Raw genomic sequence first — 12,611 nt, 5'->3', positions numbered from 1 at the left:
TGTTCAGTCCAGGCCCAGCTCAGCCAGGCCGAGCACACTGCGGTACGGCACGCCCTCGGCCTCGATGACCTCGGCCGCGCCGGTGGCGCGATCGACCACGGTGACCACCCCGACGACGTGTCCGCCTGCCTCACGCACGGCGCGCACCGCGGTCAGCGCCGACCCACCGGTGGTGCTGGTGTCCTCCACCACCAGAACCGGTTGGCCGGCCACGTCGAACCCTTCGATAAGGCGTTGCATGCCATGGGCTTTCACCGACTTACGCACCACGAATGCATCGATCGGGCGGCCCGCGGCGTGCATGACGGCGGTCGCCACCGGGTCCGCACCCAGGGTGAGGCCGCCCACGGCGGCGTAGTCCCAGTCATCGGTGAGCTGGCGGACCAACCGCCCGATCAGGGCACCGGCGCGATGGTGCAGGGTGGAACGGCGAAGGTCGACGTAGTAGTCGGCCTCGGCGCCCGAGGACAGCGTCACGCGGCCGTGCACCACCGAAAGCTGGCGCACCAGCGCGGCGAGCTCATCGCGTTCGTCGTTGTTAAGTGCGGCCACGGCCCCTCCCGAACGTGTTGGTCAGCGTCCGCGACAGCCCGCGCGGAATGAGCCGACTGGCGCCTACCAATGTCTTGTATTGCAGACCCGGAACGCTGACCACCTCGCCGCGCGCGACGTCGGCCAGACTTGCCGCGACCACGTCGTCGACCTCCATCCACATGAATGACGGCAACGTGGCCATATCGATCCCGGCGCGCTCGTGGAACTCGGTATGCACGTATCCCGGGCAGACCACGTGGATGCCGACACCGGTGCCGTGCAGGCCGCCGGCCAGTCCCTCGGTGAACGACACCACCCAAGCCTTGGACGCCGAGTACGTCGAGCCGCGCCCGGACAGCAGCCCGGCGACGCTGGCGACGTTTATGACGGTGCCGGCGCCCGCCTCGACCATCGCGGGCAGCGCGGCTCTGGTCAGCTGCATCACCGCGGTGACGTTGACGTCCAGTTGCGACTGCAGCAGGGCGGGGTCGGCGGTCCAGAACTCACCGGACGTGCCGAATCCGGCGTTGTTGACCAGCACCCGCACCCCGGCGCGCAGCCGCTCGGCGACTGCGGCGCGGCCGGCGGCGTCGGCCAGGTCGGCGGGCAGCACCTCGACGGCACCGCCGTGGCTGCCACGCAGTTCGGTTGCCAGCGCCTCCAGGCGCTCGACGTCGCGGGAGACCAGGACCAGGTCATATCCGTCGGCGGCGTAGCGGCGGGCATAGCCGGCGCCCAACCCCGAGGTGGGCCCGGTGACCAGGGCAACGGGGCGAGACATGCCCGTCAGAGTAGCGAAGCCGGCGGTGTCGGCCGTCGTCGGCTGTCAGCGCTGATAGTGCGCGGTCTGGCGGCCGTTGCGACCGCCGGGGGCATGCAGCACGTCCGAGGAACTATCCCGGCTCGTCCGGCGGCGCTGCGGCGGCTCGGCGGCCGAGGTGGCGTTGCCCGGTGCCGGCGTGGCAGCTCGCGGCGCCGACGGAAGCTGCTCGGCTTCGCTGTCGTCCGGCGCCTCTGCGGCACTCGCCGACGAGCCCAGCGGACGGCTGGGTTGGCCGTTGCGGCGGCCCGTTGCGGTGGCGGCGGCTTCGGCGGACTGGCGCCGCGGGTTCGGCGGCAGCACGCGCAGCAGGTCGTTGAACTGGCGGACGCTGCGCAGGCCCTCGTCCCACTGGGCGCGGGTGCTGGTGATGGGCATGCTCACCAGCGTCCAGTTCGCCTCGTTCCACATGATTTCCGCGCAGTCTGGGGCGGTGTGGGCGAACGTGACCATCCGCCGGTCGCAGGCCCGCCGCGCCGCGTCGAGGTTGGTGGAGTACACCATCCGGGGGCCGATCGCCCCGAGCAGCCAGATGTCGTTCTCGCGCGGCTCCTTGAGGCCCTTGAGCCGCACGTCGACGACGACGTTGGTGCTGACCTTGCGGTGCAGGGCGATCACCGTCGCCACTTCGTCCAGGTCGAAGATGTACACGGCCTCACCGCGGATCTGGCCGAGCACGACGTTGCGCACCGGCGCCTCGCCCACCGTCGACATCACGCCGCGTTTCCAGCGGTGCAGGATCTCGGCGGATTCCGGTTCGAAGTCGAAGCCGTGCGAACGAGCCCAGGACTTACGCCGCCGGCTGCGGCCGCGCCGCTGGTCGATGTCCACGTACAGCAATACCGCCGCGCCGACGAAACACAGCGCGGACAGCGTGAACCAGAGCGGGACCATTGGGCCTAGCGTATCTGTTCTCCGGCGCGATCGACGAATGTCCTCAGGTCACAACCCTGTATCACCGCGGCGCTACGGCGTCACGATGTTGTTCGGAACGATGTGCATGGACCCGTCACCGGCCGTCGAGACGTATACCTCATTCTGCTGGAACAGCCAGTTACCGGTGTTCATCGAGCTGCCCGACACGATCGTCGGACTGTTGGACGAGGTCGAATTCACCGTGTAGTCGTACAGCAGGGTGCCGCCCTTGGTGGGGTCGCCCGTGTACACGCTGACCTCCTGGCCGGGGGCCAGAACGTCCCCCGCGCTTCCGTTCGTCAGGCTTACCGGGATCGTCCCGTTCACCCCACCGGAATCCATGACTGAGCTCACCTGGGTGGCCGTGTTGCCTCCGTCGAACGACACGTACAGCGGCGCATTCGGCGAGCCCTCGACCGTGACTCCGCCGGTCAGCGGGTCGGCGCCGAACGTCAGGGTGCCGGCGTGTTGGTTGATCAGCACCCCGTCACCGAGCGCACCCGGTAGCGCGGTGGTCGGGATGCTGCCGGGACTGGGACCGACGGCATTCGCCCCAATGCCCAGAATGCCGTCGGCGTTGCCGCCGAGGTAAGAACTGAGAGTCCAGTCTCCATTGAGCAGGGAAGTGAGGCTGACCGGGAACGCGAACAAGACGGCATCGACATCGGTCGTGCCGCTGGTGATCGTGTCACCGGCAGTGTCGGTGAAGCCCACCGTGGTGGGCAGCTCGGTATAGAAATAGCCCAGCGAGTTGCCGTACTCGCCATATTGGATTGTGGGGAGCCCGGAGAGATCCGACCAGTTGATGCCGGACCAGTTGATGTCCCAGATCGGCATGACCAGACCAGCCGAGCCGGTGTCGACAAGCACCGACGACTCGGGGCCGCCACCCACCGAGACGTTCACCACCGGCTCGGTACCACTGTTGATCTGCAGCGGAACGGTGAAGCTGTCCGGGATGCCGACATCTGAGCCGGAGGCGGCGGCGCTGCCGGCCACGCTCGCGTCGGCGGCCCCACCGAAGATCCACTGCTCAAGATCGTTGATCGGGGTGAAGACGAGGTTCTGGTACCACCCGTCGAACAGGGTGTCCAGCGAGGCCAGGGCGGAACCGGGGTCGGTGTCTGCGGCGATGCCGGGGTCCATCGCGCTGAGGGCGTCGATGATGGGCTGGAACAGGTCATCGATGTCGGCGTGAGCCGGCGGCGCGGAAATTCCCAGCGCGAGAAACGCCCCGGCCGCCGCGGCGACACCGATCATCCGTCGACGAGCTGCCATCTCCGAAACCTCCCCGCATGAGGTCACGGACACCCGCTGAGCCGTAACCAACCGCGGTCAGCTAACCCACCCAGGGACGCAGAACACCAGGGGATTCAGCCAAGAAAGAGCCAAAAATCGGTTGGGACGCTCACCCCGACTCCCGGCCATCACCTCATCAGGGTTCGATGAGGGTGCCGCCGATGATGGTCTGCCCGCCGGGTACGCCGTAGTTGATGTAGACGGGCTGCTGGCCGAAGAGCCAGTTACCGGTGTTCATGTTGTTACCGCCCACCACGAACGGGCTGCGAGTGGCTTCATCCGTTGGCGACGGGAGCATCGAGTTGACCTTGTACTCGTACAGCAGCGTCGTGCCGTCCTTGGCGTAGACCGAGATGATCGTCCCGTCAGGCAGCTTTCCGTCGGCGGTCGGCGTGATGCCACCGAGCGCCGAGGACGGCATGGTGCCGTACACCCCGCCGGAGTCGATCACCCCGCGGACATTCGTGAGCGGTCCGTCATTGAGCTGCACCTTCAGGTCCGCCCACGGTGCGCCCTGGATGACGGTTCCGCCCTCATACGGGTTGTCCCCGAAGATCAATTTGCCGCCCGGCTGGTCGATCAGCACGCCGTTGCCGAGGTTGCCCGGCAGATCGGCGGTCGGAATGTGGTCGGGGGTAGGTCCGAGCGCATTGGGTCCGATGCCCAGGATCCCGGTGGAGGAGCCGGCCAGGTAGCTCTCAATGGACCACGGGCCCAAGAGGTTGAAGTCCGCCGGGAACGCGAACAGCACCGCATCCACAGTGGTGTCGGCAGTGAGGGTGTCGCCGTTCTCACCGGTGAAGGTCACCGTGGTGGGCAGTTCCAGATAGAAGTAGTTCAACGCACCGCCGAATTGACCGATGTTGAAACCGGTGGGCAGGCCCGTGATGCCGAACGGGTTGATGTTCCAGATCGGGATGACCAGCCCGGCAGCGCCGGTGTCGACCAGCACCTCGGTCTGTGCGCCGCCGCCCACCGAGACGTTGATCACCGGTTGGGTGTTGAGATTGACTTCCATCGGGACGGTGAAGCTGTCGGGCAGGTTGTCACTGTCCGGGCCGTAGGCAACGGCACTGCCAGGAAGAGCGTCGCCGAACAGCCACGGCGCGATGCTGTTGAGCGGGTTGTAGACGAGGTCCTGGTACCAGCCGTTGAACAGGGTGTCCAAGGACGACAGCGCGGAACCCGGGTCGGTGTCTGCGGCGAGGCCCGGGTCGACCCAACTGATCGCGTCGATGATCGGCTGGAACAGGTCGTCCCAGTCCGCCTGAGCGGCCGGGGCGGGCGCACCCAATGCCAGGACCGCCCCCACGGCACCGACGGCACCCACTAGGCGATGGCGACGAGCTGACATGGCTACCCTCCGGATGAACAACGGTGCAGGAATACACCGGAATTTCTCAGTAACCGCTAGGCTAACCGATCAGCTTCGACACCGCATCCGCAAAGGAGCGCTGGCCAAACGACAGGCCCCCCGGAACTACTTCCGGGGGGCCTGATCGTGAGGGGAATCTCAGCCCAGGACCAGCGACTCACCGTCCGCGCTGATGTTGATCGGCACGACGTCACCGTCGTGCACCTCGCCGGCCAGCAACATCTTGGCCAACTGGTCGCCGATCGCCTGTTGGATCAACCGCCGCAGTGGACGCGCCCCGTAGACCGGGTCGAATCCGCGCTGGGCCAGCCACTTCTTGGCCTCCAACGACACCTCGATGGTCAGCCGCCGCTGCGCCAGCCTCTTGGCCAACTGCTGCAGCTGGATGTCGACGATCCGCACCAGTTCCTCGGGGTCCAGGCCCTCGAAGATCAGCACGTCGTCCAGCCGGTTGATGAACTCCGGCTTGAACGCCGCCCGCACCGCGGCCATCACCTGCTCTTCGGTGCCACCGGACCCCAGGTTGGAGGTCAGGATCAGGATCGTGTTGCGGAAGTCCACGGTGCGGCCCTGTCCGTCGGTGAGCCGGCCCTCGTCGAGGACCTGCAGCAGCACGTCGAACACGTCCGGGTGAGCCTTTTCGACCTCGTCGAACAGCACCACGGTGTAGGGCCGGCGGCGAACCGCCTCGGTCAGCTGACCGCCCTGGTCGTAGCCGACGTAGCCGGGGGGCGCACCGACCAGGCGAGCCACCGAGTGCTTCTCGCCGTACTCGCTCATGTCGATGCGGACCATGGCCCGTTCGTCGTCGAACAGGAAGTCGGCCAGCGCCTTGGCCAGCTCGGTCTTGCCGACGCCGGTGGGACCCAGGAACAGGAACGAGCCTGTGGGCCGGTTGGGGTCGGCAACCCCGGCCCTGCTGCGCCGTACCGCATCCGAGACAGCCTGCACCGGCTTGTGCTGCCCGACGACACGCTTGCCGAGCTCCTCTTCCATGCGCAGCAGCTTGGCGGTCTCGCCTTCCAGCAGCCGGCCGGCGGGGATGCCGGTCCAGGCGCTCACCACATCGGCGATGTCGTCCGGGCCGACCTCTTCCTTGAGCATGACATCCTCGCGGGCCTGCGCATTGGGCAGCGCGGCTTCGAGTTTCTTCTCCACCTCGGGAATGCGCCCGTAGCGCAGCTCGGCCGCCTTGGCCAGGTCGCCGTCGCGCTCGGCCCGGTCGGACTCGCCGCGCAGCGCTTCCAGCTGCTCCTTGAGCTCACGGACGATGTCGATGGCACCCTTCTCGTTCTGCCACCGGGTCGTCAGCTGGGCCAGCTTCTCCTTGTAATCAGCCAGCTCGCTGCGCAGCTTCTCCAACCGGTCTTTGGACGCGTCATCGGATTCCTTGCTCAGCGCCATCTCTTCGATTTCCAGCCGGCGCACGAGCCGCTCGACCTCGTCGATCTCCACGGGCCGTGAGTCGATCTCCATCCGCAGCCGCGACGCGGCCTCATCGACCAGGTCAATGGCCTTGTCCGGCAAGAACCTTGCGGTGATGTAGCGGTCGGAAAGAGTGGCCGCGGCCACCAGCGCGGAGTCGGTGATGCGCACACCGTGGTGCACCTCGTAGCGGTCCTTGAGTCCGCGCAGGATGCCGATGGTGTCCTCGGCCGACGGTTCGCCGACGTAGACCTGCTGGAAACGACGCTCCAGGGCGGCGTCCTTCTCGATGTACTTGCGGTACTCCTCCAGCGTGGTGGCGCCGACCAACCGCAGCTCGCCGCGCGCCAGCATCGGCTTGATCATGTTGCCGGCGTCCATCGCGCCCTCGCCGGTGGCACCGGCGCCCACGATGGTGTGCAGTTCGTCGATGAACGTGATGATCTGCCCGGCGGAGTCCTTGATCTCGTCCAGCACCGCCTTGAGGCGTTCCTCGAACTCGCCCCGGTACTTGGCGCCGGCCACCATCGAGCCCAGGTCCAGGCTGACGACGGTCTTGTCGCGCAGGCTGTCCGGGACGTCGCCGGCGACGATGCGCTGGGCCAGGCCCTCGACGATCGCGGTCTTGCCGACGCCCGGCTCGCCGATCAGCACCGGGTTGTTCTTGGTGCGCCGGCTCAAAACCTGCACCACCCGGCGGATTTCGGTGTCACGGCCGATCACCGGGTCCAGCTTGCCCTCGCGGGCACGCGCGGTCAGATCGGTGGAGTACTTCTCCAACGCCTGGTAGCTGGCCTCCGGGTCGGGGCTGGTGACCCGAGCGCTGCCACGCACCTTGACGAACGCCTCCCGCAGCGCCTGCGGTGAAGCACCGTGGCCGGTCAGCAGTTTGGCGACATCGGAGTCGCCGGTGGCCAACCCCACCATCAGGTGCTCGGTGGAGACGTACTCGTCGTCGAGTTCGGTGGCCAGCTGTTGGGCCACGGTGATCGCGGCCAGCGAGTCGCGGGACAGCTGCGGTTGCGCGTTGGAACTGGCGACCTGCGGCGCCAGATCGATCAGGTGTTGCGCTTCGTTGCGGATCGTGGCCGGGTTCACACCGACCGCCTCCAGCAGCGGCGCGGCGATCCCGTCGTTCTGGGTCAGCAAGGCCTGCAGCAGATGCGCGGGCCGGATTTCGGGGTTGCCGGCGGCGGTGGCCGTCTGCAAAGCCGCGGTCAGTGCTGCCTGCGTCTTGGTGGTCGGGTTGAACGAGTCCACGACACCTCCATTCGGGGTCAGAGCGGGCCGAGAAGGTCCCGCCAAAAATGCTTGTCGTGTTGTTCAACGCCGTCAAGGTTGAGTCTGTTCCGCTCAAGTCTATTTTTCTGCCGAGCGGCGCTCCGCCTCAGCCCAGGCGCAGCGTGGGACGCGCGTTCTGGACCAACCGCGGTAGCCGGGAGGCGCCCATCAGCGCCCGGAACAACCAACTGTCATCCGACGGCAGCACCCCTGCCGACTGGGTGGCGTCGAGCAGGTCGAACAGCGTCTCCCCCTCATACATCAATCCGTCGGTGTTGAAGTGGTAGCGGTCCACCGCAGTGCACTGCACGAAGGTACCGACACCGTGGATCGCCGGGGCCGACTCATCGTAGGGGTAGAAGCGCAGGGTGCCACTGAAGTGCCCGCTTCCGATGTAGCGAACGACGATCCGAGTCTCACCCTCCGGGGTGACGTCGAAATACACCTGCCCGGGGAGGGGGTCGTAGCGCCAGTCCGGGATGGCGTCGAGGAAGGAGAAGTTATAGCGTTCGAATTCCTCAAGCCCCACGATGATCCGGCCGAAGGTAGTGGGGTCCTTGTAGCGCAGGTCCGGGACATAGAGCTCGTGGTTGAGTGACATGTCCCGCATCAGCCAACTCCACCAATACTTTTTGGCCCATTCGGCCGCGAAAGCCACGTCGATCCTGCGGTCGGCGTAGTGGGCGATCTTGCGGTCCAGGTCGACGAACCACTGCTGGGTCATGGCATTGAGCTCGGGCTCGGTGAGCACCTTGACCCTCCCGCCGGCTCGGTTGCCGGGAAGGAATTCCGGCAACGGCTGGCGCAGCCTCGGCTTGGTGATGGCCTCCCGAAATAGCGCTTCGTCGAACATATCCCAACCCTCCGACTAACTGGAATCGCCTGATTCCTCTATGTAAGCAGGCCCGGGAACGTATCCTCAAGCGTCCCCACGATTCGGAGGTGCGCATGGGTGGCGAAAGGGCGCCGCGGGTGTGGCGCGGCCAGACCCACGATGCCCGGTCCCAAGCACGTCGAGCTCAGCTGATCGAGGCCGGGGTGGAGCTGCTGGGCACCGGGGGCACGGCCGGGGTCACCATGCGCGCGGCGTGCCGCGACGCCGGGCTCAGCCTTCGCTACTTCTATGAAAGCTTCAGTGACACAGACGAGCTGATCCTGGCCGTGTACGACCGGTGTAACGCGGAGCTGCTTGCCACGATGGCCGGTGTCACAGGCAAAGCGGCTCCGATCAGCGTGGCACTCGACAGAGCGACAGCCTATTTCGAGGAGGATCCGCGTCGGCTGCGGATCCTGCTGCGCGAGCCGCAGTCCAGCAGCCTGTTGGCCGATCATCGCGCCGATGTGCTGCCTGGCCTACTGGGCGCGCTGATCGGCACATCCGGCGCCGGCAATTCGTCTCCCGCCACCGCCGCACAAGCCATGAGTGCCAGCGCACTGTCCGGCGCGCTCACCACGCTGGTTCTCGACTGGGCCGATGGCCGTCTGCACGTCAGCCGTGCCGAACTGGTGAAGTTCGCGGCGGACCTGGTGCGCGCCGAGTTGAGCATGGCAAGCCCGTCACGGAGTTGACTTCTCACACGAGCTTGCGCCGGGCCGCGGACGCGTCCACAGGTACAGGACGATCCAGGCGCCGTAGCCCAGAGCCATCCCCGCGTACATGACGAGGGGATCGTCCTGGCCGTGCACGCTGAGGTAGAGCACAACGCCGGCAATCAGTGCCGGCAGCACTGCCGCGCGACGGCGCAGCGCGAACGCAACCGCGACGAGCACGATCGACACGATCAGCAGCACAGGACTGATCCGGTGCAGCGTGTCGAGCACAGCGGCGAGCCACCCCTGGGATCCGCCAGCGCCGTGTCCGGCGTGTCCCGCACCGGCCGCGACCGATGCGCCGGCGCCAAGCGCGACCAGGATCGCCGGCAGGCAACAGGCCAGCGTGCAGGTCAGTGCGGCAACCACTCCCGCCGCCCCGAATCGGCGCCCGAGGGGCCTCGACCAGCGGGGCCGGTCGCGACATTCTGACGTGGGTGACATATCCGCCTTCCGTAGGTATCCTGTGAACCTATACCCCGTATGGGTATCTAGCAAGGGTGGGGTTCTGCGTGACCGGGCACGCGCCGCCCGGTCCGATACGGTGCAGCTATGACGACCAGCCTGGCTTCGCTGTGGACCGCGTTGATACCGCTCGCGCTGGTGGTGGCCCTCTCGCCGATCACCGTCATCCCGGCCGTACTGGTGCTGCATACCGCACGCCCGCGCGAGACTGGACTGGCCTTCCTGCTCGGTTGGCTGGTGGGCCTGGCGGCACTGACCGCCGCCTTCATCGCGATATCCGGACTGCTGGGCGGCCTGCACACGACCCCGCCGACCTGGGCGTCGTGGTTGCGGATCGTCGTCGGTACGGTGCTGATCGCGTTCGGCGTCTACCGGTGGGTGACCCGGCACGGACACGGCGAGATGCCGCGCTGGATGCGCTCATTCACCTCGATGTCGCCGCTCCGCGCGGGCCTGACGGCCGCGGCGCTCGCCGTGATTCGGCCCGAGGTGCTGTTCATGTGCGCGGCGGCCGGCCTGGCCATCGGCAGCGCCGGACTGCGCAGAGAGGACAGTTGGCCCGCGGCCGTATTTTTTGTCGTGCTCTCCGCATCCTCGGTGCTGATCCCGATTCTGGGCTACCTGGCGGCCAGCGACCGACTGGATCCGGCGCTGAACCGGCTCAAGAACTGGATGGAGCAGCAGCACGCCGCGCTGACCGCCGTCGTCCTGGTCCTCATCGGTGCGATGGTGGTCTACAACGGGATTCACGCGCTATAGGCGGCAGTGCCGCCCGCCAGCATTAAGATCGCGGCCGTGGGCCTGGACGATCGCGATGCGCTGCGCGTGCTGCATGACGCGTTTGCCGTGCCGCCCGACGGTTCCAGCGTCGTCACCGAGTTCTTCACCAGATGGTTCGGCACCGACCCGTCGGTGCGTGACCTGTTCCCCGCCGACCTGACCACCCAGCGGGCCGCTTTCGCGCATGCCATCAGCTGGGTGCTCGGAGAATTCATCGCCCAACGAGCCCAGGAACCCGTGGCGCTTTTGGCTCAACTGGGCCGTGACCACCGCAAGTACGGTGTGACGCAACGCCATTACGAAGTGGTGGGCCGAGTGCTGCTGGCTACGCTGCGTGACGAGTTGGCCGACCGCTGGACTCCGTCCGTCGATGACGCCGCCCGCGAAGCGCTGAACCTGATCATCGGGGTAATGGGCGGGGCCGCCGACGCCGAAGAGGGCCCGGCGTGGTGGGACGGCACCGTCGTCGAGCACCTGCGGGTCTCCCGCGACATGGCCGTCGTGCGGATCCAGCTGGACCAACCGCTGCCCTATCACCCGGGCCAGTACGTCAAAGTCGAGGTGCCGCAGTGCCCGCGATCGTGGCGCTACCTGAGCCCGAGCATGCCCCCCGACGAGACCGGGGCCATCGAATTTCACGTCCGCGCGGTCCCCGCCGGTCTGGTCAGCACCGCCATCGTCAACGAAACACGGCCCGGCGAGCGGTGGCGACTGTCCAGTCCCCACGGCGGATTGCATGTCGACCGCGACGCCGGTGACGTGCTGATGGTGGCCGGAAGTACCGGCTTGGCGCCGCTGCGGGCGATCATCATGGACCTGACCCGGTGGGGCGTGAATCCTCGTGTGCACCTGTTCTTCGGTGGCCGCTATCCCTGCGAGCTCTACGACCTGCCCACCCTGTGGCAGATCGCGGCGCACAACCCGTGGCTGTCGGTGACCCCTGTGTCGGAGTACGCACGCGATCCGGAGTGGGCCGCCGACTACCCCGACGTGACCCCGCCGCGGGGTTTGCATGTGCGACAGACCGGGCGGCTGGCGGAGGTGGTCACCCGGTACGGCAGCTGGGGTGATCGCCAGATTCTGGTCTGTGGCGGTCCGGAGATGACGCGGGCTACCGTGTCAGCTTTGGTCGCCAAAGGGGCTCCACCACAACGCATTCAACACGACCCATTGTCGGAGTGAGAAGTGACTGATCTCGAGCCCTGCGTTCTGTCCGATCCGTCGTCGTCGCTGACGGCGACGTTCGTCCCGAACGCCGGCATGATCGGGACGTCACTGTGCCATGACGGCGTGGAACTGCTCGGCCAGCGCCGGGGTGTCGCCGCCTATGTTGCCGAGCACAAGACCATGGGCATTCCGCTGTTGTATCCGTGGGCGAATCGATTGAGCGGCAACGGCTACCAGGTAGGCGCTACAGAGGTGACGCTCACCGCGGGAATCGGCGGGGTGCACGCCGACGATTTCGGCGCACCGATCCACGGCACGCTGGCCGGTGATGCCGGTTGGCGGGTGAGCGCGCGATCGGCATCGGCGCTGACCGCCGAACTCGACTTCAGTTCCCGGCCGGACCTGTTGGCCTCGTTCCCGTTCCCACACCTGCTGGAGTTGTCCATCACACTGGCGGACCGCACGCTGACGGTGCGCACCACGGTCAGCGCCACCAGCGACACGGCGGTGCCGCTGTGCTTCGGTTTCCACCCGTATCTGCAGCTTCCCGGAGTGCCCAGGGCGCAATGGCTCATCGAGACCCCGCCGATGCGGGCACGGATCGTCGACGCACACGGCCTCCCCACCGGCGCGATCGAGCCGCACCCGGCATCGACAAAGCTGTTAGGCGAGGAGGTTTTCGACCACGGTTTCGACGAGGTGGTGCCTGGCGCGGTGTTCGCGCTCTCCGGCGGCGGTCGACGCATCGAGGTGCGGTTCGACCACGGGTATCCGGCGGCGCAGATCTACGCGCCGGCCACTGAAGACGTGGTCTGCTTCGAGCCGATGGCCGCACCTACCGACGCACTGCGCCGCGGCGGCTATGCGGTAGCACGCTTAGGACAGCCCGGCGAGGCCCAATTCTCGATCCACGTCCGTTGACACTGCGCCCACGGCGCAGAAGTGCGAGTAGGGCACGCC

At 67.2% G+C, this 12,611-nt stretch carries 12 protein-coding genes; 4 read left to right on the top strand and 8 right to left on the bottom strand.

Going from position 1 to position 12,611, the window contains the following annotated elements; translation table 11 throughout:
* Positions 1–3: 3 nt before the first annotated feature.
* From pyrE to ACKY0W_RS01860, 7 genes are all read right to left on the bottom strand, one after another.
* Entirely contained in the window at positions 4–552 is a 549-nt protein-coding gene (gene pyrE / locus ACKY0W_RS01890) for an orotate phosphoribosyltransferase (RefSeq protein ID WP_409436161.1), read from the bottom strand.
* On the bottom strand, positions 539–1,315 hold the full coding sequence (locus ACKY0W_RS01885) for an SDR family NAD(P)-dependent oxidoreductase (protein WP_409436160.1): 777 nt from the start codon (positions 1,313–1,315) through the stop codon (positions 539–541). Before ACKY0W_RS01885 ends, pyrE begins: the two co-directional genes overlap by 14 nt.
* Before the next feature lie 45 nt (positions 1,316–1,360).
* Positions 1,361–2,248, bottom strand: a complete 888-nt coding sequence (gene ttfA / locus ACKY0W_RS01880; protein ID WP_409436159.1) for a trehalose monomycolate transport factor TtfA — start codon at positions 2,246–2,248, stop codon at positions 1,361–1,363.
* Between the two features lie 72 nt (positions 2,249–2,320).
* Positions 2,321–3,547: a PecA family PE domain-processing aspartic protease gene (locus tag ACKY0W_RS01875; protein ID WP_409436158.1), complete on the bottom strand. Its 1,227-nt coding sequence runs from the start codon at positions 3,545–3,547 to the stop codon at positions 2,321–2,323.
* Positions 3,548–3,704: 157 nt separating this feature from the next.
* Positions 3,705–4,922, bottom strand: coding sequence for a PecA family PE domain-processing aspartic protease (locus ACKY0W_RS01870; RefSeq protein ID WP_409436157.1), 1,218 nt, complete (start codon positions 4,920–4,922; stop codon positions 3,705–3,707).
* A 159-nt stretch (positions 4,923–5,081) separates the two neighbouring features.
* Positions 5,082–7,628, bottom strand: a complete 2,547-nt coding sequence (gene clpB, locus ACKY0W_RS01865) for an ATP-dependent chaperone ClpB (RefSeq protein WP_409436156.1) — start codon at positions 7,626–7,628, stop codon at positions 5,082–5,084.
* A gap of 127 nt (positions 7,629–7,755) precedes the next feature.
* Complete coding sequence (locus tag ACKY0W_RS01860; RefSeq protein ID WP_409436155.1) at positions 7,756–8,502, bottom strand: nuclear transport factor 2 family protein; 747 nt, start codon at positions 8,500–8,502, stop codon at positions 7,756–7,758.
* A 95-nt stretch (positions 8,503–8,597) separates the two neighbouring features.
* On the opposite strand from ACKY0W_RS01860, the gene ACKY0W_RS01855 reads away from it, so the two are divergent.
* A complete protein-coding gene (locus tag ACKY0W_RS01855) occupies positions 8,598–9,218 on the top strand; it encodes a TetR/AcrR family transcriptional regulator (protein WP_409436154.1) in 621 nt (206 codons plus the stop codon).
* Here ACKY0W_RS01855 and ACKY0W_RS01850 read toward each other — a convergent pair.
* Positions 9,207–9,608: a hypothetical protein gene (locus ACKY0W_RS01850; RefSeq protein ID WP_409436153.1), complete on the bottom strand. Its 402-nt coding sequence runs from the start codon at positions 9,606–9,608 to the stop codon at positions 9,207–9,209. The genes ACKY0W_RS01855 and ACKY0W_RS01850 overlap by 12 nt on opposite strands.
* A 183-nt stretch (positions 9,609–9,791) precedes the next feature.
* Here ACKY0W_RS01850 and ACKY0W_RS01845 point away from each other — a divergent pair, with 183 nt between their 5' ends.
* From ACKY0W_RS01845 to ACKY0W_RS01835, 3 genes are read left to right on the top strand one after another with little or no spacing between them, the layout of a single operon-like run.
* On the top strand, positions 9,792–10,463 hold the full coding sequence (locus ACKY0W_RS01845) for a GAP family protein (RefSeq protein ID WP_409436152.1): 672 nt from the start codon (positions 9,792–9,794) through the stop codon (positions 10,461–10,463).
* 36 nt (positions 10,464–10,499) lie between these two features.
* A complete protein-coding gene (locus ACKY0W_RS01840; RefSeq protein ID WP_409436151.1) occupies positions 10,500–11,666 on the top strand; it encodes an FAD-binding oxidoreductase in 1,167 nt (388 codons plus the stop codon).
* Between the two features lie 3 nt (positions 11,667–11,669).
* A complete protein-coding gene (locus ACKY0W_RS01835; RefSeq protein ID WP_409436150.1) occupies positions 11,670–12,572 on the top strand; it encodes an aldose 1-epimerase in 903 nt (300 codons plus the stop codon).
* Positions 12,573–12,611 lie beyond the last annotated feature (39 nt).

The organism is Mycobacterium sp. SMC-14 (assembly GCF_046250075.1).
In the GTDB taxonomy this organism is placed as follows: domain Bacteria; phylum Actinomycetota; class Actinomycetes; order Mycobacteriales; family Mycobacteriaceae; genus Mycobacterium.
This window is presented reverse-complemented; position numbering and strand designations above follow the sequence as displayed.